This is a genomic window from Streptosporangium sp. NPDC048886, assembly GCF_055586905.1.
This window is the reverse complement of sequence record NZ_JBVJHH010000023.1, coordinates 16,564-39,133: the sequence shown is the minus strand read 5'-3', so window position 1 is coordinate 39,133 and position 22,570 is coordinate 16,564. Positions and strand designations below refer to the sequence as shown.

Annotated in this window: 2 protein-coding genes; both read right to left on the bottom strand. The window is 76.1% G+C overall.

Annotation, left to right across the window (positions count from 1 at the left end):
- Nucleotides 1–38: 38 nt before the first annotated feature.
- A complete protein-coding gene (locus ACZ6R6_RS27160; RefSeq protein ID WP_470097866.1) occupies nucleotides 39–239 on the bottom strand; it encodes an MbtH family protein in 201 nt (66 codons plus the stop codon).
- The gene (locus ACZ6R6_RS27155) at nucleotides 236–22,531 is read right to left on the bottom strand and encodes a non-ribosomal peptide synthase/polyketide synthase (RefSeq protein WP_470097864.1); all 22,296 of its coding nucleotides are present in this window, start codon (nucleotides 22,529–22,531) and stop codon (nucleotides 236–238) included. The genes ACZ6R6_RS27160 and ACZ6R6_RS27155 overlap by 4 nt, the downstream gene beginning before the upstream one ends.
- Nucleotides 22,532–22,570: the final 39 nt, after the last annotated feature.

Sequence of the window (22,570 nt, the reverse complement as noted above, 5' to 3'; positions counted from 1 at the left end):
CCGCGGCCCGGCCCCCCTTTCACGTGCGCGGTGTGCGGCTACGACTCGATCAGGCTCTTGGGGCGCATGTCGGTCCAGTGGGCCTCGATGTGGTCCAGGCACTCCTGACGGGCGCCGGGGCCGTGGACGACGGTCCAGCCGGCCGGGACCTCGGCGAAGCCGGGCCACAGGCTGTGCTGTCCCTCCTCGTTGACCAGGACGGAGTAGACGCCCTCGGGGTCGTCGAACGGGTTGCTCATGCGGGGTTCTCCTCTGTTGTGTGCAGGGGGTCGGTGGTCGGTCCTGTTGCGTTCAGGGGGTCGGCGGTCAGTGCCCGCGCGCGGTCCACCAGGGCTTCCAGCATCCGGAACCAGGTCTCGGCGAGATCCCGGACCGTCTCCTCGGCCAGCACCTCCGAGGCGAAGGACCAGGAGGCGACGAATTCCGGCCCCGCGGGCCGGTCCTCGGTCAGCGCGTTGACGGTCAGGGCGTGGGACATCGGCATCCGCGGATCGTCGCCCAGCTCCGCCGCCTCGGCCTCGGCCGCCCACGACCAGTCCGTCGCCTCGGGGACGCCGAAGCGGCCGAGGTAGTTGAACTGGATCTGCGGCCTCGGCTGACGGGCCAGCTCGGGCCCGGTCACCGGGTTCAGGTACCGCAGCAGGCCGTGGCCGACGCCCGCCGCCGGCAGGGCGGCCAGCTGCTCCCTGATCCGGGACACGGCCCCGTCGAGCGCGGGCCCACCGGCGAGCGCGTCGGCCAGGTCCACCGCGCCCGGGTCCAGCCGGACCGGGACGACGCTGGTGAACCAGCCGACCGTGCGCGACAGGTCGGCCTCGCCCGCCAGCTCCGCCTCGCGGCCGTGCCCCTCCAGGTCCACCAGCACCGAGCCACCCTGCCCCGGCCCGGCCGTCCGGCGGCGCCGGTCGGCCACGGCCAGTGCCAGGGCGGTCAGCAGCACGTCGTTGACGCTCGCCCCGAAGGCGGCGGGCACCCGGCCCAGCAGCGGCGCCGTACGGTCGGCGGGCAGGGTGAGGGACAGCTCCCGCGAGGTGGCGGCCACGTCCCGCGCCGGGTCGAGGGCCCGCGCCGTCAGCGGCGGGTCCCCGCCTTCCAGGATCGAGGTCCACAGCGGCAGCTCGTCCTCGCGGGCCGGGTCCGTGGCACGCTCGCCGAGCAGTTCCGCCCAGCGGCGGAACGGCAGGCCGACCGGCGCCGGCGTCACGGGCCTGCCGGCCTCGACGTCCTGCCAGGCGGCGGCGAGGTCGGGCAGCAGGACCCGCCAGGACACGCCGTCCACCGCCAGGTGATGGATCAGCAGCAGCAGCCGTCCGGGGCGCTCCCGTCCCGCGTCGAACCAGACCGCCTGCAGCATGTCGCCGGTGTCCGGGTCGAGGCGGGAACGGGCCGCGCGGGCGTGCTCGGCGACCGCCGCGCGCAGCTCCGTCCCGCCGGCTGCGGCCGTGTCGACCCGGACGAGCCGGGAGGCCGCCTCCACCGTGCCCGGGGCGGGCACCCGCAGCGACCACCGCCCGGCGCCGTCCCCGGCGGGGCGGGGTCCGGAGGGGGTCCTCTCCAGGCGGGCGCGGAGCATGTCGTGCCGGTCCATGACGGCCTGGAGCACGGACCCGAGCCCGGTCTCGTCCACCGCCGCGGGGACCTGCAGCAGCGCCGCCTGGTGGTAGCCCCGGATCGGGCCGCCCCGCTCGCGCAGGGCGTGCATGATCGGGGTCAGCGGGACCGTGCCCGTGCCGTCGCCGGGTGCCCGCTCCTCCGTGCCGGGGACCGGCGCGCCGGCGACGGCGGCCAGGGCGGCGGCGGTGCGGTGCTGGAAGACCTGGCGTGGAGTGATCTTCAGGCCCGCCGCGCGGACCCGGCTCACCAGCCGCATCGCGACGATGCTGTCACCGCCGAGGGCGAAGAAGTCGTCGTCGACGCCGGCCCGGGCCAGGCCGAGCACCTCGGCGAAGATCGCGGACAGGGCGCGCTCGGCGCCGTCGGCGGGCTCACGGCCGCCGTCGGCGGCCGTGAAGTCCGGCGCCGGGAGCGCCCTGCGGTCGAGCTTGCCGTTGGGCAGCAGCGGCAGCCTGTCCAGGATCACCACGGCCGCCGGGACCATGTAGTCCGGCAGGGCGGTCCCGGCGTGGGCGCGCAGGGCGGCCGGGTCCGGGGCCGCGGCGCCCTCGGCCGGGACCACGTAGGCGACCAGTTGCTTGACCCGGGGCCGGTCCTCGCGGGCGACCACCACGACCTGGGCGACGGACCCGTGCCGGTCCAGCACGGCCTCGATCTCGGCCGGTTCGACGCGGAAACCCCGGATCTTCACCTGGTCGTCGGCGCGCCCGCCGTACTCCACCTGGCCGTCGGCGTTCCAGCGGGCCAGGTCGCCGGTGCGGTACATGCGGCTGCCGGCCGCACCGAACAGGTGCCCGTAGGGGTCGGCGACGAACCGCTCGGCGGTCAGGGCCGGGCGGCCCAGGTAGCCGCGGGCCAGGCCCTCGCCGGCGAGGTACAGCTCCCCGGTGACGCCCGGCGGGACGGGCCGCAGGGCGGCGTCGAGCACGTAGGCGCGGGTGTTGCCGACCGGGCGGCCGATCAGCGGGCGTCCGCTGTCCCGGACCCGGGCGGCCAGGGCGTCCACGGTGGCCTCGGTGGGGCCGTAGAGGTTGAACGCCTCGGTGGAACGCAGGGCGGCCAGGTCGCTCCAGAGCGAGTCCGGCACCGCCTCGCCGCCGACGCCGATCACGGCGAGCGGGCACCGGCCGTCCTCGATCAGGCCGAGGTCTGCCATCTGCGCGAAGAACGAGGGCGTGACCTCGATGAAGTCCAGTCCCCCCTCGCGGACGGCCGCGGCCGTCAGCTCGGGGTCGCGGCGCGTCTCGTCGTCCAGGATGTGCAGCGCGTGCCCGTCCAGCAGCCACAGCTGCGGCTGCCACGAGGCGTCGAAGGAGAACGACCAGGCGTGGCCGACGCGCAGGTGGCGGCGGCCGGTGGCGCGCCTGGCCGGGCCGTGGAGCATCCGGCGGTGGCTGTGGAAGAGGTTGACGACGCCGCGGTGGCAGACCACCACGCCCTTGGGGCGGCCCGTGGAGCCGGAGGTGTAGATGACGTACGCCGGGTGCCGTGGGTCCAAGGCGGTGGTGAGGTCGTCCCCGGGCTGCGCGGCGAGCCGCTCGGCGGTCCGGGCCGTGTCGAGCCGCAGTCGGGGCACCTCGCCGCCGGGCAGGGCGGCGGCCGGCTCCCCGGCGGTCAGGATCAGCAGGGGCCGGGCGTCCTGCAGCATGTCGAGCACCCGCCCGGCGGGCAGGTCCGCGTCGACGGGCAGGTAGGCGGCGCCCGACTTCAGCACGGCGAGGATCGCCAGGATGAAGTCCGCCGAGCGCGGCAGCGACAGGGCGATGATCCGCTCCGGTCCGGCGCCGTGCTCCACGAGCAGCCGCGCGAGCCGGTTGGCGCGCTCGTTGAGCTCGGCGAAGGTCCAGCTGACCGGGCCCGAGACGACCGCGACGGCGTGCGGGGTGGCGGCCGCCTGGGCCTCGAAGAGCGCCGGGACGGTGGCGGGCGCGCCGGGCACGGCCGGCAGGGCGGTGTCGTTCCAGGTCCGCAGGATGGTGTGGCGGTCGGCGGCGCCGAGGATGTCGACCCGGCCGGCGGGCTGCCCGGCGTCGGCCGTCATCGCCTCGAACAGGCGCACCATCGAGGCGGCCATCCGCTCGGCCGTCGCCCGGTCGAACAGGTCGGGCCGGTACTCGGCGGTCAGCACGAGGCGTTCGGCGGGCTCGACCGCCCAGGTGAACGGGTAGTGGGTCGAGTCCTGGTGGTCGTGCACGGCGGCGCGCAGCCCGTCGCCGAAGGCGTCGCCCCCGGCGTCGGGATAGGACTCGAAGACCACGAGCGTGTCGAACAGCTCGCCCAGCCCGGCCCGGCGCTGGATGTCGGCCAGGCCGAGGTGCTGGTGGGCGATGAGCCGGGACTGCTCGTCCTGGAGGCGGCCCAGGAACGCCGACAGGGGTTCGTCGTCGCGGACGCGGACGCGGACCGGGACCGTGTTGATGAACAGGCCGATCATCGACTCGACGCCGTCCAGCTCGGGGGGCCGCCCGGAGACGGTCGCGCCGAAGACCACGTCGTCGCGGCCGGTGAGCCGGGACAGCAGGATGCTCCAGGCCCCCTGGACGAGGGTGTTGAGGGTCAGGCCGCAGGAGCGGGCCAGGGCCGTCAGGGCCTCGGTCAGCTCCCGGGTCAGGTGCGTGGTGTGCGTCTCGGGCACGGCGGGGGCCCGGTTCGGGTCGGCGGGCGCCAGGTGGGTGGGCGCCTCGAGGCCGTCCAGGGCCTCGGCCCACGCGGCGGCGGAGGCGTCGGCGTCCTGCCGGGCGAGCCAGGCGAGATAGTCCCGGTAGGGGACCGGCGGGCCGGCGGTGCCGGCCCGGCGGGCGTACAGCTCCGACAGCTCGCCCATCAGCCGCGGCAGCGACCAGCCGTCCAGCAGCAGGTGCTGGTGCGACAGTGTCAGGCGGTGCCGTCCGGGCCCCAGGCGGACCAGCATCAGCCGCAGCAGCGGCGGCTCGGCCGGTGTGAAGCGGCGCCGTTCCTGGGCGAGACAGCCGGCCCACCGGGCCTCCCGGGCCGCCTCGTCCAGCTCCGAGAGGTCCACCTGGCGCCAGGGCAGGGTGACCGTACGCGGGACGACGGCCACCGGGCGGCCGGAGGGCAGGTACCGGAAGCCCGCGCGGAGGTTGTCGTGCCGGTCGAGCAGCGCCTGGCCGGCCTCGCGCAGCCGGGCCGCGTCCAGCGGGCCGTCGATCTCGTAGGACACCTGGACCGTGTAGACGTCAGGCCCGCCGTCGCCGGAGTCGAAGGAGGCGTGGAACAGCAGGCCGGCCTGGAGCGGCGTCAGCGGCAGGATCTCGGCGGCGTCCGGCAGCCCGGCGCGCTCGTCGTCGGTGAGCGTGACCAGCGCGGCGGGCGCGGCCGTGCCGCCGGCGGCCTCCGGCGCGCCGGCGACCGCGGCCAGCGCGGCGGCCGTCTTGTGCCGGAAGACGTCCCGGGGGCTGATCACCAGCCCGGCCGCCCGGGCCCGGCTGACCAGCTGCATGGCGACGATGCTGTCACCGCCGAGGGCGAAGAAGTCGTCCTCGGCGCCGACCCGTCCGAGGCCCAGGACGGCGGCGAACAGCTCGCACAGCAGCTCCTCGCGCGGGGTGCGCGGGAGGGTGTCGCTCACCTCGGCCGCGAAGTCGAAGGCCGGCAGGGCCCCGCGGTCGAGCTTGCCGTTCGGGGTGAGCGGGAGGGCCTCCAGGGCGGCGAAGGCGGCCGGGACCATGTGCTCGGGCAGCGCGGCGCCGGCGTGCTCGCGCAGGGCCGCCCCACTCGGGGCCGCCCGGCCGGGGACCGGGACGACGTAGGCGATCAGCCGCTGCTCGCGGACGGCCACCGCGGCGTGCGCCACCGCCTCGTGGCGGGACAGTACCGCCTCGATCTCCCCGGGCTCGATCCGGAAGCCCCGGATCTTGACCTGGTCGTCGGCCCGGCCGAGGAACTCCAGTGTCCCCTCCCGGCCCCATCGCGCCAGGTCACCCGTGCGGTACATGCGCGTGCCGGGCCCGCCGTACGGGTCGGCGACGAACCGCTCGCCGGTCAGCCCGGGGCGGCCCAGATACCCCCGGGCGAGCTGGACTCCCGCCAGGTACAGCTCCCCGGCCACTCCCGGCGGCACCGGGCGCAGCGCGGCGTCCAGCACGTACGCCCGGGTGTTCCACACCGGCCGGCCGATCGGGACCGGGCCGGTCCCGGGCAGGATCCGGGCGGCGGTCACGTCGACGGACGCCTCGGTCGGCCCGTACAGGTTGTGCAGCTCGGCCGAGAGCACGGAGTGGAAGCGGGCGGCGAGGTCGGCGGGGAGCGCCTCACCGCTGCACATCACCCGGCGCAGCCCCGGGCAGCGCGCGGCGCCCGGCTCCGCCAGGAACGCCCGCAGCATCGACGGCACGAAGTGCACGGTGGTGACCCGCTCGTCCCGGATCAGCCCGGCCAGGTACGCCGGATCCTTGTGGCCCTCCGGCCGGGCCACCACCAGCGTCGCCCCGGTGATCAGCGGCCAGAAGAACTCCCACACCGACACGTCGAAGCTGGAGGGCGTCTTCTGCAGCACGCGGTCCTCGGCCGTCAGGCCGTAGGCGTCCTGCATCCACAGCAGCCGGTTGACGATGCCCTCGTGCGGCACCACCACGCCCTTCGGGCGGCCGGTGGAGCCGGAGGTGTAGATCACGTACGCCGGGTGCCGGGGATCGTAGGAGCCGGGCAGCTCTCCCGGCGGGCCGTCGGGCAGCCCGTCCCGCAGCACGCAGACCGGGTGCGCGTCCGCCAGCATGAACGCGACGCGCTCGCGCGGGTAGCCGGCGTCCAGCGGCAGGTAGGCCGCGCCCGTCCGGTGCACCGCCAGCAGCGCGACCACCAGTTCCACCGAGCGCGGCAGCGCCACCGCCACCGTGCGCTCGGGGCCGGCCCCCATCCCGGCCAGCGTCCGCGCCACCCGCTCGACCTCGGCGTCCAGCTCCGCGTAGGTCAGCCGCCGGTCGCCGGCGACCAGGGCGAGCGCCTGCGGCGACCGCGCCGCCTGGGCGGCGAACAGCTCCGGCAGGGTGGTCGGCGCCACCGCCCGCGCGGTGTCGTTCCACTCTCCGACGACCAGCCGGCGCTCACGCTCCTCCAGCACCTCCAGCCGGCGGACCGGCAGGTCGGGGTCGGCTACCACCTGCTCCAGCAGCCGCAGCAGCCGCCCGGCGAGCTGTTCGACCGTGCCGCGGTCGAACAGGTCGGCGCTGTACTCGATCCAGCCCTGGATGCCGTCGCCCTCCCCCCGCTCGACGAAGTCGAAGCTCAGGTCGAACTTCGCGCTCTCCTGGCCGAGCGGCTCGGGCCGCACGGCCAGCCCCGGCAGGTCGGGCGTGCCGCCCGGGCCGGTCAGGTAGACGACCATCACCTGGAACAGCGGGTGCCTGGCCAGCGAACGGGCCGGGTTGACCGCCTCCACCAGCCGCTCGAACGGCAGGTCCTGGTGCTCGTAGGCGGCCAGGTCCGTCTCGCGCACCCGCGCCAGCAGCTCGGCGAAGGTCGGCTCGCCGGACAGGTCGGTGCGCAGCACCAGGGAGTTGACGAAGAAGCCGACCAGGTCCTCCAGGCTCTCGTCGGCGCGTCCGGAGATCGGCGCGCCGAGCGGGATGTCCTCCCCCGCGCCCAGCCGGTGCAGCAGCGTGGCCACGGCCGCCTGGGCCACCATGAACATGCTGACACCGTGGGCGCGGGCGAGCCGGCGCATCCCGCGCTCCAGCTCGGGGCCGAGCGACAGGCCGACCGCCCCGCCGCGGTGGCTGCTCTGCTGGGGGCGCGGCCGGTCCGCCGGGAGCGCCAGCTCCTCGGGCAGGCCGGCCAGGGTCTGCCGCCAGAAGGCGAGCTGGCGGGCCTGCGGGCTGTGCGGGTCGTCGCCGTCGCCGAGCAGGTCGCGGTGCCAGAGGGTGTAGTCGGCGTACTGGAGCGGCAGCGGCGCCCACCGCGGCGCGTGACCCTCGTGCCGGGCCCGGTAGGCGGTGGACAGGTCGCGCAGCAGCGGCCCGTCCGACCATTCGTCACCGGCTATGTGGTGGACCACCAGCAGCAGCACGTGCTCCTGCGGCGCCACCTGGAACACCCGGGCCCGCAGCGGCGGTTCGCGGTCGAGCTCGAAGCCCTGCCCGGCCGCCTCGGCCAGCCGCCCGGGGAGGTCCGCCTCCGCGACCTGCTCGGCGCGGACGTCGATGCGGACCCGGTGCGGGTCCAGGACGACCTGGTGGGCGCGCCCGTACCGCTCGGGGAAGACCGTGCGCAGGCTCTCGTGCCGGACCGCCACGTCCTGTACGGCCGCCGCCAGGGCGTCCGGGTCCAGCGGGCCCGACAGCCGCCAGGCCGTCGGGATGTTGTAGGTGGCGCTCGGGCCCTCCAGCCGGTACAGGACCCACAGCCGCTGCTGGGCCGACGACAGCGGCAGCGGCTCCGGCCGGACGGCGGGAGCGGGAGCGGGCACGCCGCCCCGCCCCTCCCGCAGCCGCCCGGCGAGCCGGGCGACGGTGGGGGCCTCGAAGACCGCGCGGAGGCCGACCTCGGCGCCCAGCGCCGAGCGGATCCGGCTGACCAGCCGCATCGCCAGCAGGGAGTGGCCGCCGAGGGCGAAGAAGTCGTCGTCGACGCCCACCTGCGCGGCCCCCAGCACGGCGGCGAACAGCTCGCACAGGATCTCCTCGCGGGCGTCGCGGGGGCGCCGCCCGGAGGTGGGGGCCGCCGGGTCCGGGGCGGGCAGCGCGCGGCGGTCCAGCTTGCCGCTGATCGACCTCGGCAGGGCGGGGAGTTCCACGAAGGCCGCCGGCACCATGTGCTCGGGCAGCGCGGCGGCGACATGCGCGCGCAGCTCGGCGGGGCCGGCGCTCCGGCCGGACGGCGGGACCGTGTAGGCCACCAGCCGCCGCGCGCCGGGGCTGTCCTCGCGGACGGCCACGGCGGCCTGCGTCACGCCGGGGTGAGCGCGCAGCACCGCTTCGATCTCGCCGAGCTCGATGCGGAAGCCGCGCAGCTTCACCTGGTCGTCGGCCCGGCCGAGGAATTCGAGGGTGCCGTCGGCGCGGCGGCGCACCAGGTCGCCGGTCCGGTACATGCGACCGCCGGGCGCGCCGTACGGGTCGGCGACGAACCGTCCGGCGGTCAGCCCGGGGCGGCCCAGGTATCCGCGGGCCAGGCCCTCCCCGGCCAGGTAGAGCTCGCCGGGCACCCCGACGGGGACCGGGCACAGCGCGCCGTCCAGCACGTGGGCACGGGTGTTGGCCACCGGGGCCGCCCAGGGCCGCGGCCGCTCCGGGCCGCCGCTGTGCCAGCCGTAGGCGTCGACGGCGCACTCGGTCGGCCCGTACAGGTCGTGGACCACCGTGCCGGGCAGCGCGCACAGCCGCTCCCAGAGCGGGGCGGGGGTGGCCTCGCCGCCCACCGCGATGACCCCCGGGCGGTACCGGCCGGGGTCGAGGAAACCGTGGTGGACCAGTTCCTGCAGGTAGGTGGGGGTGAGGTCGACGAAGTCGATGCGTTCGTCCGCCAGGTAGGCCAGCAGCGCCGCCGGGTCGGTCATGGTGGTCTCGCCGACGACGTGCAGCTGGTGTCCGGCCAGCAGCCAGAGCAGCGGCTCCCAGGAGCCGTCGAAGCTGAACGACGCGGCGTGCACCGCGCGCAGCACCTCGCGGCCGGCGGCCCGGCCGGCCGGGCCGATGAGATCCTCGTGGTGGGAGCCGAACAGGTTGCTCAGCCCGCGGTGGGTGCCGAGCACGCCCTTGGGCCTGCCGGTGGAGCCGGAGGTGTAGATGACGTAGGCGGCGGCCGACGGCAGCGGGCGGGCTCCGGGGAGGGGCGGGCGGTCATCGGAGGGGCTCGCCGGCTCCCCGGTGGCCGGCGGGGCGTCGAGCAGCAGCGTCTCGACTCCCCCTGCGGGGAGCGCCGGGGCGATGGCCGTGGTGGTGAGCACGCAGACCGGTGCCGCGTCGGCGAGCATGTACTCCAGCCGTCCGGCCGGATGGCCGGGGTCGAGCGGGAGGTAGGCGGCGCCGGCGGCGAGCACCCCGAGGATCGCCGGCACCATCTCGGCCCGGGGAAGGGCCAGGCCGACCACGCTCTCGGCGCTCACCCCGCGGCGCAGCAGCAGCCGGGCGATGCGGTCGACCCTGGCCGACAGCTCGGTGAAGGTCAGCCGGCCGTCGCCGGTGACCAGCGCGACCTGGTCGCCCCGGGCCCGGGCGGCCTCGGCGAACAGCTCGGGGACCGTGCGCCGCTCCACCGGCCGCGCGGTGTCGTTCCAGGCACCGCGGGACGCCCGGCGCTCCTCCTCGGTCAGGACGGGCATCCGGCTGATCGGCTGGTCCGGCTCGGCGGCCAGCCGGTCCAGCAGGGCCACGGTCCGCTCGGCCAGCGCCCGGGCCGTCCCCGGGTCGGCGAGGTCGGCGGCGTACTCCAGCAGCAGCAGGACGCGGTCCTCGCCGGCGTGGTCGACGAAGGTGAAGTCCAGGTCGAACTTCGCGGTCCTGATCCGGGTCGGCCACCACTCGGTGGGCAGGCCGAGCACCTGCGGATCGCCGTCGGGGCGGTAGTGGTAGCCCAGCATGACCTGGAACAGCGGGTTGCGGCCCGGCACGCGCGGCGGGTTGAGCGCCTCCACCACCCGCTCGAAGGGCAGGTCCTGGTGCTCGAAGGCGGCCAGGTCGGCGTTCTTGACCCGGGTCAGCAGTTCGGTGAACGTCGGGTCGCCGGTCAGGTCGGCGCGGAGCACCAGGGTGTTGACGAAGAAGCCGACCAGGTCGTCCAGGGCGCTGTCGGTGCGCCCGGCGATCGGCGCGCCCAGCGGGATGTCGGTGCCCGCCCCCATCCGGTGCAGCAGGGCGGCGACCCCGGCCTGCAGCAGCATGAACATGCTGGTGCCCGTCTCGGCGCACATGGCGCGCAGCGCGCGGACGGTGCCGGCGGGCAGCTCCGCGCGCACCGTGCCGCCGCGGCCGGTCGGCTCGGCGGGACGGGGCCGGTCGAGCGGCAGCGGGATCTCCTCCGGCAGGCCGGACAGCGTCCCGGCCCAGAAGGCGAGCTGCCGCGCGCCCTCGCCGCCGGGGTCGGCCGGCTCGCCGAGGAGCCGCCGCTGCCAGAGGGTGTAGTCGGCGTACTGCACCGGCAGCGGCGTCCACTGCGGCGCCCGGCCCTCGCGGCGGGCCCGGTAGGCGGTGTCGAGGTCGGCGAGGAACGGCCGGTCGGACCACTCGTCGGTGGTGACGTGGTGCAGCACGATCGCCACCACGTGGTCGTCCGGGGCCACCCGGAACACCTCGGCCCGGAGCGGGAGCTCGGTGCCCAGGTCGAACGGCCGGGCGACCGCGGCGCCGATCCGCGTCTCCAGCTCCTCCTGCGGGCAGTCCTCGACGGTGAAGCGCGGCTCGGCCCCGGCTGCGGGCAGGACCAGCTGGTACGGCTCGCCCTCGTGCTCGGCCAGGACGGTGCGCAGCGCCTCGTGACGGCCTGCCACGTCGCGCAGCGCCTGGTGGAGCGGACCGGTCTCCAGCGTGCCGCGCAGCCGGAAGACCAGCGGGAAGTGGTAGGCGTCGCCGCCGCTGAGCCGCTCGGCCAGCCACAGCCGGCGCTGCGCCGGGGAGAGCGGGACGCGCTCGGGGCGCCGGTCCGCCGGTCCGACGGCCGGGCGGGCCGGGCGGCCGGCGTCCGCGCGCCCGGCCAGCAGCGCGGGCGTCGGGGCCTCGAACAGGTCGCGGATGGCCAGTTCGGCGCCCAGCTCCGTGCGGGCCCGGCTGATGAGCCGGGTGGCGAGCAGCGAGTGGCCGCCGAGGTCGAAGAAGTCGTCCTCGGCGCCGGCCTGGGGCAGGCCCAGGACCTCGGCGAAGAGCCTGCAGAGCACCTCTTCCCGGGGGGTCCGCGGTCCGCGTCCGCCGGTCGGCGCCACCGCCGCTCCGGCGTCGGGCAGCGCCCGCACGTCGAGCTTGCCGTTGTCGTTCATGGGCAGCCGGTCGAGGGTGACGAAGGCGGCCGGCACCATGTAGTCGGGCAGCCTCCGCCGGAGGTCCTCGCGCAGCAGCCGCACCAGGCCGTCGGCCTCGCGTGCCGCGGTCGGGGTGCCGGCGTACGGGGGCGCGCCGCCGCCCGGCCGGTACAGGCCCGCGGTGATCCGGAAGTCCTCCCGCACGAAGACGGCCTCGTAGCGGCCCGGCTCGCGCGACCAGGTGGTGAGGAGCCGGTAGCCCTCCTCGGCCCCGAGCGCGTGCAGCGACTCGGGCTCCACTCCCCCGGTCACCGCGGCGCCGGGCTCGCTGGCGGCGCGGGCGTCGGGGATCCCGGTCACCCGCAGCCGCTCCGGCCGCCGCTCGCGCAGGTGGCGGGCGAGGTCGCCGGTCCACTCCAGCACCGGCTCGTCGCCGAGCCGGAGGTCGGCCTCGCCCTGGTGGAGGACGACGTCGTAGCGGTGGCGGGACAGCTCGTTGTGGTGGGTGCCGCGCTTGGTGCGCAGGTCGACGCCGAGACCCAGGGTGGTGAAGTAGTCGGGGTCGACGAGGAGTTCCTTCTCCAGCGCGAGGCCGCGCTCGACGGCCCGGCGGACCTGCTCGGGGTCGGCGTCCCGCCCGGCGCGGGTGAGCTGGACGGCGGTGTGGAAGGCGCGGGCCGTTCGCAGGTTCCGCACGTCGCCGACGAACAGGGCGCCGTCCGGCGTCAGCAGCCGCATGGCGCCGCGGATGACCTCCGTCAGGTGGTCGACGCTCGGGAAGTACTGGACGACGGAGTTGACGACGATCGTGTCGAAGTAGCCGGTGGGCAGTCCTTCGGTCACGTGGGCGGGCTGGCAGCGCAGCTCGACCCTGGCGGCCAGCCCGGGGTCGCGCCGCAGGTCCTCGCCGAGCTTGCGGATCACGGGGGCGGCGAAGTCCGTCGCCCAGTACGCCTCCGCCTCGGGGGCCAGGCGTGCCAGCAGCAGGCCGGAGCCGACGCCGATCTCCAGGATCCGGCGCGGGCGCAGCTCCCGGATGCGGGCGACGGTCTGCTCGCGCCACTCGCGCATGTGCTCGACCGGGATGGGCCGCCCGTCGTAGCTGCTGTCCCACCCGGCGAAGTCCTCGGTGGAGACGGCGGTGCCGATCTGCTCGTACTCGTCGGTGTAGATCTCCCGCCACTCGCCGATCCGCTCCCGCTCGGCCGATTCCCGCTCCTGCCCGGTGGGCCCGGCGGGGACGAGGTAGCCGATGAGGCGCTGGGTGCCGGGGGCGGCGGGGTCGTCGCGGGCGATGACGGCGGCCTGGGCGACCCGGGGGTGCTGGGCCAGGGCGGTCTCGATCTCGCCCAGCTCCACCCGGTAGCCGCGGATCTTGACCTGGTCGTCGGTGCGGCCCAGGAAGTCCATGTTGCCGTCGGCGCGGCGGCGCACCAGGTCGCCGGTGCGGTACATGCACTCGCCCGGCGCGCCGTACGGGTCGGCGACGAACCGTTCGGCGGTCAGGCCCGGCCGGCCGAGGTAGCCGCGGGCCAGGCCGACGCCGGCGATGTACAGCTCGCCGGGGACGCCGTCGGGGACGGGGCGCAGCCAGGCGTCCAGGATGTGGGCCCGGGTGCCGCGGATGGGGCGGCCGACGGTGGGGGTGGGGCTGTCGTCCGTGCCGCCGCCGAGGGTGTTGATGGTGTACTCGGTGGGCCCGTAGAGGTTGTAGCCGTAGGTGCCCTCGGTGTCGCGGAGCCGGTTCCAGACCGCCTCCGACACCGCCTCGCCGCCGAGCAGCACCAGCGGCGGGCGGTGCCCCTCCAGCAGCCCTTCCTCGATCAGCAGGTGGGCGTAGGTGGGGGTGACGTTGACGACGTCGATGCGGTGGCCGTCGCAGTAGGCGACCAGGGCCACGGCGTCGCGCCGCAGCTCCTCGTCGCAGATGTGCACCTCATGCCCCTCGACCAGCCAGAGCAGCTCCTCCCACGACATGTCGAAGGCGAAGGAGACCGTGTGCGCGATGCGCAGCCGGCGCCCGCCGGCCGAGGCGACGGCCGGGGCGAAGATCTCCTTCTGGTGGTTGAGCTGCATGTTGGTCAGGCCGCGGTACGGCGTGACGACCCCCTTGGGGCGTCCGGTGGATCCGGAGGTGTAGATGACGTACGCCGGGTGCTCCAGGCTGAAGCGGGGGCGGTCGGCCTCGGTGACCGGACCGCCGGGGAGCCCGGCCAGTTCCCCGGCCACCGCCGGGTCGTCGAGCACGACACGCGGGACGTCCGGGACGCCGCCCGCCAGCCGGGCGGCGACGGCGGCGGTGGACAGCAGCGCCACCGGCCGGGCGTCGGCGAGCATCATCGCGAGCCGGTCGTCGGGGTGGTCCAGTTCCAGCGGCAGGTAGGCGGCGCCGGTGCGCAGCACGGCGAAGAGCGCGACGACCATGTCGATGGAGCGCGGCAGGCCGAGCGCGACGACCTTCTCCGGCGCCGCGCCCCGCGCGAGCAGCAGCCGCGCCATGCGGTTGATGCGGGCGTCCAGCTCGGCGTAGGTGAGGCTGCGGTCGCCGAAGACGAGCGCGGTCGCGCCGGGGGTGCGGGCGGCCTGGGCGGCGAGCAGGTCGGCGACGGTCTCCCGCGGGACGGGCACCCGGCCGGCGGCCCACTCCCGTTCCAGGGCGGCGCGCTCGGCGGGCAGCAGCGGGTCGACGCCGCCGACGGGCGCCGCCAGGTCGCGCGTCAGCCGTTCCAGCAGCAGGGCGAAGCGCTCCAGCAGGGCCTGGGCCCGCGGGCGGTCGATGACGTCGGGCCGGTGGGCGAGGGTGATCCGGATCCGCTCCCCCGGCGTGACGATGAGGTTGACCGGGTAGTGGGTGGCGTCGACGTTGGCCACGGCGGTGGCGCCGTGCCGCTCCGACAGCTCCGCCAGCCGCTCCTCGGTGTCGCTGTTGCGCAGTACGAAGAGGGTGTCGAACAGCTGCCGGTGGCCGGTCTCGGCCTGCAGGACGCCCAGGCCGAGATACTCGTACGGCATCAGGGCCAGGCGCTCGCCCTGGACCCGCCGCAGCAGGTCCAGCACCGGCTCGGCCGGGTCGAAGGCGATGCGGGCGGGGACGGTGTTGAGGAACATGCCGATGACGTTCTCGACGTCCGGCACCTCGCTCGGCCGGCCCGCGACCGTCGTGCCGAAGACGACGTCGGTGCGGCCGGTGGCGCCGGCCAGCACCAGGCCCCAGGCGGTGTTGAGCACCGTGTTGAGGGTCAGGGCGTGCCGGCGGGCGCTGTCGCGCAGCCGCCGGCCCAGCTCGGCGGGGAGGACGGTCTCCAGGCTCTCCGGGATGACCGGCTGCCGGCCCTGGTCCGCGGCGGCGAGCAGGGTGGGCTCCTCCAGTCCGCCGAGGGCGGCGCGCCAGGCGCGGGTCGCGATCCCGGTGTCCTGCGCCTCCAGCCAGGTCAGGTAGTCGCGGTAGGAGCCGGGGCGCGGCAGCCCGCGCGCGTCGCCGCCGCTCTCGTACAGCGCGAAGAGCTGGTCGAGGAAGAGCCAGGCGGACCAGCCGTCCCACAGCAACAGGTGCCGGCCGATGACGAGCCGGTCGCCGCGGTCCGCGCCGAGGCGGATCAGCAGCATCCGGAAGAGCAGCGGCCGGGCCAGGTCGAACCTGCGGGTCCGCTCGGCCTCCATCAGCTCGCGCAGCCGCGCGTCCTGCCCGGCGGCGGACAGCCCGGACAGGTCGACCTCTTCGAGCGGTATCTCGGGGTCGGCGACGATGAACTGCACCGGCCGGCGCAGGCCGTCGCTGGTGAAACCGGCGCGCAGGCTGGGGTTGCGGGCCAGCAGCACCCTGACCGCGGCGCGCAGGCGGCCGGCGTCGACACGGGCGGCGAAGTCGAAGGACTCGTGGACGGTGTAGACGTCCAGGGCGCCGTCGTCGTAGGTGGAGTGGAAGAACAGGCCCTCCTGGAGGGGGGCCAGCGGCCAGATGTCCTCCACGGCGCCGCCGCCGAGGCGGCGGACGCGCTCGGTCTCCTCCTCGGTCAGCTCGAAGGCGGAGCTCAGGTCACGGGTCGCGGCGGCGGCCGGCGTGACGGCCGCCGCCGCGGCGGCGGCGGCCAGCCCGGCGGGAGTGCGGTGCTCGAAGACGTCGCGGGGGCTCAGGTCCAGGCCCGCCCGGCGGGCGCGGCTGGAGACGCCGATCGAGGTGATGCTGTCACCGCCGAGCATGAAGAAGTCGTCGTCGACTCCGATCGCGTCGAGCCTGAGCACCGCGGCGAAGATCTCGGTGAGGGCGCGCTCGCGCCCGTCGCGCGGGGCGCGGGCCTCGGCCCGCACCGTCCGGGGGGCGGGGAGCGCGTCGCGGTCGAGCTTGCCGCTGGGGGTCAGCGGCAGGGCGTCGAGCTCCACGTACGCGCCGGGGACCATGGGCGCGGGCAGCGCCGCGGCGAGGGCGGCCCGCAGCGCGGCCGGGTCGAGGGGGCGCCGCCCGTCGCCGGCGGGGACGACGTAGGCGACGAGCGCCGTCCCGTGGACGGCCACCGCCGCCTGGGCGACGGCGGGCAGGCCGGTCAGGGCGGCCTCGATCTCGCCGGGTTCGACGCGGTTGCCGCGCAGCTTGACCTGCCGGTCGGTGCGGCCCAGGTATTCGACGGTGCCGTCCTCGCGGCGGCGCACCAGGTCGCCGGTGCGGTACATGCGGCCGCCCGCCGGGCCGTACGGGTCGGCCACGAACCGCTCGGCGGTCAGGCCGGGCCTGGCGTGGTAGCCCCGGGCGAGCTGTACGCCGGTCAGGTACAGCTCGCCGGGCACGCCGGCCGGCACCGGGCGCAGGCAGGAGTCCAGCACCCGCAGCCCGGTGTTCCACACCGGGCGGCCGATGGGCACGGTGGTGTCCGCGGAGCCGTCGCAGGCGTGGTGGGTGACGTCGACGGCGGCCTCGGTGGGCCCGTACAGGTTGTGCAGCGGCACCGCGGTGAGCGCCCGCCAGCGTGCGGCGGCGGCGCCGGGCAGCGCCTCGCCGCTGCTGAAGACGCGGCGCAGCGAGGCGGCCCAGGACGGGTCGGCGGTGACCTCGTCGGCCCGTAGGAAGGCTTCGAGCATCGACGGCACGAAATGCATCGTCGTGACGCGCTGCCGGCCGATGAGCCCGGCCAGGTACGACGGGTCGCGGTGGCCGTCGGGCCTGGCGAGCACCACGGCGGCGCCCTCGCACAGCGCCCAGAAGAACTCCCAGACGCTCACGTCGAAGCCGGCGGGCGTCTTCTGCAGCACCCGGTCGTCGGCGCGCAGCCCGTACTCGCCCTGCATCCACGCCAGCCGGTTGACGATGGCGCGGTGGGTGACGACGACTCCCTTGGGGCGTCCGGTGGATCCGGAGGTGTAGATCAGGTAGGCCGGATCGTCCGGCCCCGCGGCCGCCGGGGCGGGATCCGCGCGCGGGCCGTCGCCGTCCGGGGCGTCCGGGGTGTCCGGGGTGTCCGAAGTATCCGGTGTGTCTGGCACGTCCGGGGCGTCCGGGACATCGAGGACGAGTGGGGCCGGCCCGCCTGCCCGGGGCAGCCGCGAGGCCGCGGCGGCGGTCGTCACGACCGTCCTCGCGCCGGAGTCGGCGAGCATGTACGCCACCCGGTCGGCCGGGTAGTCCAGGTCGAGCGGCAGGTAGGCGGCGCCGGACTTCAGCACGCCGAGCAGGGCGACCATCAGCTCCGCCGAGCGCGGCACGGCGACCGCGACGATCCGTTCCGGGCCCGCGCCGCGGGCCCGCAGGCGGCGGGCCAGCGCCTCGGCGCGGGCGTCCAGCTCCTCGTAGGTGAGGCTCTCCCCCTCGTAGACGACCGCCGTGGCCCGCGGGGTGCGTGCCGCCTGGGCCTCGAAGGCGGCGGCCAGGGTGGTCGCGGGGACGTCCCGCTCCTCACCCTCCTGCTGGGCCCGCCCCAGCTCCTCGCCGGACAGCAGGTCGACGTGGGCGGCGCGCTGCCCGGGGTCGGCGGCCAGGGCCCGGAGGATCCGGACCAGCCGCTCGGCGATCCGCTGGACGCGCTCGCCGTCCAGCCGCCGGGTGTGGTGCTTCAGGCGCAGGTCGAGCCGGCGGCCCGGCTTGACGATCAGGGCGAGCGGGTAGTGGACGGCGTCGTGGAACTCGTGGCCGGTGATCCGGACCGTGCCCGAGGGGTCGGCCAGGCCGGTGCCGGCCGGGTAGTTCTCGAAGACGACGAGGGTGTCGAACAGTTCGCCGCCCCCGGCGAGCCCGGCGATGCGCTGGAGTTCGGCGAGGCCGAGGTGCTGGTGGTCCAGGAGACCGGCCTGCTCGTGCTGGAGCCGGTCCACCAGCTCGGCGAGGGTGTCGGCGGGCTGCCACCGGAACCGGGTCGGCAGGGTGTTGATGAACAGGCCGACCATGGACTCGATGCCGTCGACCTCGGCGTCACGGCCTGAGACCGTGGTGCCGAAGACCACGTCCTGGCGGCCGGTCAGCCGCCCGAGGAGCAGGCCCCAGGCGCTCTGGACGATCGTGCCGAGGGTCACCCCGTGCTCCCTCGCGCGGGCCGCGAGCCGGGCGGTGACCCGCTCGGGCAGCTCGACGCGGATCTGCCCGGTCCGCAGCGGCGCACCGCCCGCCGGGACGTCGACCAGGCGGGTCGGCCCGTCGAGCCCGGCGAGCGCGGTCCGCCAGGCCGCGCGGGCGGCGTCGCGGTCGGCCGCCGACAGGCGGCGCAGGTATTCGCGGTAGGGGGCCGGCTCGGGCAGCGCGGCGGGGACGGCCCCGTAGGAGGCCATCAGCTCGCGATGCAGCACCGGCAGCGACCAGCCGTCCGCCACGATGTGGTGGAACGTCAGCACCAGGAGGCCGCGCTCGTGCCCGAGCCGTACCAGCGCGCAGCGCACCAGCGGCGGCCGGGCCAGGTCGAAGCGGCGGGCGCGCTCGTCGGCCGTGACGGCGTCGACGAGTGAGCGCTGCGCCTCGCCGTCCCGCCCGGACAGGTCCACCTCGCGCCAGGGCAGTTCCAGCCGCCCGGCGACGATCTGCACCGGCCGGCCGTCCGGGCGCCGGCGGAAGCAGGCGCGCAGCGGGGCGTGCCGGTCCAGCAGCCGCTGGGCGGCGCGACGCAGGGCCCCGCCGTCGACCGGGCCGGCCAGCTCGACGACCTGCTGGACGACGTAGGCGTCACCGTCCGTGCCGTCCACGAGGGAGTGGAAGAAGAAGCCCTCCTGGAGCGGGCTGAGCGGCAGCAGGTCCTCGACGGCGACCGGGTGCCCGCCCTGGACCTCGGCGAGCTCGTCCGCCGTGAGCCAGACGAGCGGGAGGCCGTCGGCGGCGTCCCGGGGGGCGTCCCCGGCGTCCCGGGGGTCGGCGCGCTCCACCGCGACCCGGGCCAGCGCGGCGACCGTGCGGTGCCGGAAGACGTCCCGGGAGGTGAGCCGCACCCCGGCCCTGCGGGCGCGGATGAGCAGTTGGATGGCGATGATGCTGTCGCCGCCGAGGGCGAAGAAGTCGTCGTCGACGGAGACCGGTCCCAGCCCCAGCACCTCGGCGTACAGCGCGCACAGCAGTTCCTCGCGGGCGTCGCGCGGGGCGCGGCCGGAGCTGAGGGCGGCGTAGTCGGGGGCCGGGAGCGCGGCGCCGTCGAGCTTGCCGCTCGGGGTGACCGGGAGCCGGACGAGGGGGACGAAGGCGGAGGGGATCATGTACTCGGGCAGCCATCCGGCCGCGTACGAGCGCAGGGTCTTCATCAGGCTGGTGACGTCCCGGAACGGCGCGGGCCGGTTGGCGTGCGGGAAGCCGCCGGCCGGGCGGTACAGGCCGCCGGACGGCCTGTCCCCGGCGGCGAAGACCACATCGAGGGCGCCGTCGTCGGCGTGGCCGTTCCAGGTGACGGTCACGCGGTAGCCGTGCCGGGCGCCGAGGGCGTGCAGCGTCTCGGGGTCGGCGCCGTCGGTCCGGGCGGCGGGACGGCTGCTGTCCTCGAGGGCGCCCAGTGCGGCGAGGTCCTCGGCGAGCCGGACATTGGGCACACCGGTGACCCGGAGCAGGGCGGGGCCGCCGGTCAGGCGCGCGTCGAGCGCGTCGAGGCCGTCGGGGCCGTCGAGGTCGGTCCAGCGGATCTCCTCCCCGCCGAGCTCGATCTGGCCGGCATCCTCCGGATCCGGGCCGGTCCGGCGGATCTCCTCCGTGCCCGCCTGGGCCAGCGCCCCGGCGCCGCCCGGCGCGGTAACGGCGACGGCGGTGTCCCGCTTGCGCAGCACCACGTCGTAGCGGTAGCGGGTCAGCTCGTTGTGGCAGGTGCCGCGCTTGAGGCGGATGTCGGCCTCGAAGCCCTCCAGCGTCGCGAAGAAGTCGGGGTCGAGCAGCAGCTCGCCCTCCCACGCCACGGACCGCTCGACGGCCGCCCGCAGGGCCTGCTTGTCCTGCGGGTCGGCGCCGCGCCGGGTCTCGACGGCCGCCCGCAGGCAGCGCAGCAGGCGCAGGTTCCGCACGTCGCCGACGAGCACCCGGCCGCCGGGGGCCAGCAGCGTCCCGGCCTTGCGCAGCACGTCGGCCAGGTAGGCGGCGCTCGGGAAGTACTGGGCGACGGAGTTGACCACGACGGTGTCGAAGAAGCCCTCGGGCAGCCCGGTGACGTCGTGGGCGGGCTGGGCGCGCAGCTCCACCCGGGCGGCCAGGTCCGCCACCGCGTCGACCTGGGCGCGCAGCGCCCGTACCGCCTCCTCGGAGACGTCGGTGCCCCAGTAGGTCTCGCAGCCGGGCGCGACGCGGGAGAGGATGAGCCCGCTGCCGACGCCGATCTCCAGCACCCGGCGCGGCCCCAGCTCCTCGATGAGGCCGACCGTGGCCTCCCGCCACTGCCGCATCTCCTCCACCGGGATGGGCAGGCCGTCGTACATGCTGTTCCAGCCCGCGAAGTTCTCCCGGAAGCCCTCGCCGCCGGCGGCGGAGTAGAGCAGCTCGTGCAGGCCCTTCCACTCCTCCACCCGCCCGGCCTCGTCGTGGCCCGCCCCGGCCTCCAGCGACGGGACGACATAGGCGGCCAGCCGCCGGTCTCCGGGCCGGTCCTCGCGGACCACGACCGTGACCTGGTCCACGGCCGGGTGCCCCCGCAGCACGGACTCGATCTCGCCGGGCTCGATCCGGAAGCCGCGGATCTTCACCTGCGAGTCGGCGCGGCCGAGGAACTCCAGCCGCCCGTCGGGCTTCCAGCGCACCAGGTCACCCGTGCGGTACAGCCGTTCCCCCGGCGCCCCGAAGGGGTCGGCGACGAACCGCTCGGCGGTCAGGCCCGGCCGCCCGAGATAGCCGCGCGCCAGCCCCGCGCCGCCGAGGTACAGCTCGCCCGTGGCCCCGGCGGGGACGGGCTTGAGACGGCTGTCGAGCACGTAGGCCCGGGTGCCCGGGTCGGGGCCGCCGATGGGCACGATGGAGCCCGAGGGGATGTCGGGGTCGCACAGGCCGAGGGTGGAGTTGGTGGTCGCCTCGGTCGGGCCGTAGGCGTTGAACATCATCCGGCCGCGCGCGTAGCGGCCGACCAGCTCGGGCGAGACGCGTTCGGTGCCGGCCAGCAAGGTGGCGGCGGGCGGCAGCAGGACGTCGTCCGGCATGGCGGCCAGCAGGGCCGGGGGCAGGATCATGAAGGTGATGCCGTTGGCGTTGGCGTAGTCGGCCAGCGGCGCGCCGGGCACCCGGCGCTCGGCCGGCACGACGACGAGGCGGCCGCCGGAGAGCAGGCCCAGGCACAGGTCCCAGAAGGCCACGTCGAAGCCGGGCGAGGCGAACTGCAGGACACGGCTGTCGGGCCCGACGCCGAAGCGCTCGCTCTGGGTGGCCACCAGCTTGGCGACGCCCGCGTGGGACAGCACGACGCCCTTGGGGCGGCCGGTGGAGCCGGAGGTGTAGATCACGTATGCCGCGTTGAGGACCGACAGCGGTCCCCGGTCGGCCGCCGTCGGGTCGTGGTCCGGGCGGGCGGACAGCTCCCGCTCCGTCTCCGGCGCGTCGAGGACCAGCGGCTCGGCGCCGGCGTGCCCGGGGATGTCGGCTACCGTGTCGGCGGTGGTGACCAGGCAGACGGGCGCGGCGTCGGCCAGCATGTAGGCGACGCGGTCGGCCGGGTAGTCGGTGTCCAGCGGCAGGTAGGCGGCGCCGGACTTCAGGACGGCCACCTCGGCGACGATCAGCTCGGCAGACCGGGGCAGGGCGAGGGCCACCACCCGTTCGGGCCCGGCGCCGCGGGCGATCAGCGCGTGGGCCAGCCGGTTGGCGCGCTCGTCCAGCTCGGCGTAGGTGAGCGAGACGTCCTCGAACACCAGGGCGACGGCCTCCGGCCGCCTGCGGACCTGCTCGGCGAACATCTCCGGCCAGGTGAGCGGCGGGACGGAGTGGCCGGTGTCGTTCCATTCGACGAGGATCCGGTGCCGTTCCCCGGCGCCCAGCAGCTCCAGCTCGCCGACGGGGGTCTCCGGCCGGGCCAGGCCGTCGGCCAGCAGCGTCTCGTAGTGGCCCAGCAGCCGGTCGACGGTCGCGGCCTCGAACAGGTCCGGGCGGTAGGTCGCCCGCGCCTGTCCCGCCGAGACGTCCACGGACACATCCAGCGGGCCGGCGCTCTCCCCCGCCGTGGCGCCGGTGCCGAAGCCGACGTTGAACAGCAGCCCGCCGCCGCGGGTGGGTTCCGGCCGCAGCTCGGCCACGAGAGCCGACAGCGGGAGCCGGTGCGCCCGCGCCTGCTCACAGGCGTCGGCCACGCGCCGGACCAGCTCGCCGAAGCTCGTCTCACCGCTCAGCCCGACGCGGACCGGCAGCCCGTCGTAGCCGACGCTGACGTCCGCCGCGCCCGTGTAGCGGTGCAGCAGCGCGACGTAGGCGGCGAGCAGGGACGCCTCGGGCGCGGCGACGGCGAGCGCGCGGCTGCGCGTCCGGCGCTCCTCGGCGGGCAGCGGCGGATAGGGGAAGTCGACCGGAAGGGCTGTTTCCTGCGGGAGCGGAGCGAGCTGCCGGCGCCAGTACGCCGCCGCCTCATCAGCCGTCGCTTCTTCGATAGCAGACACAGTCGACCGCGCCTCCCAAGCTGTACGGAACCGGCTCGA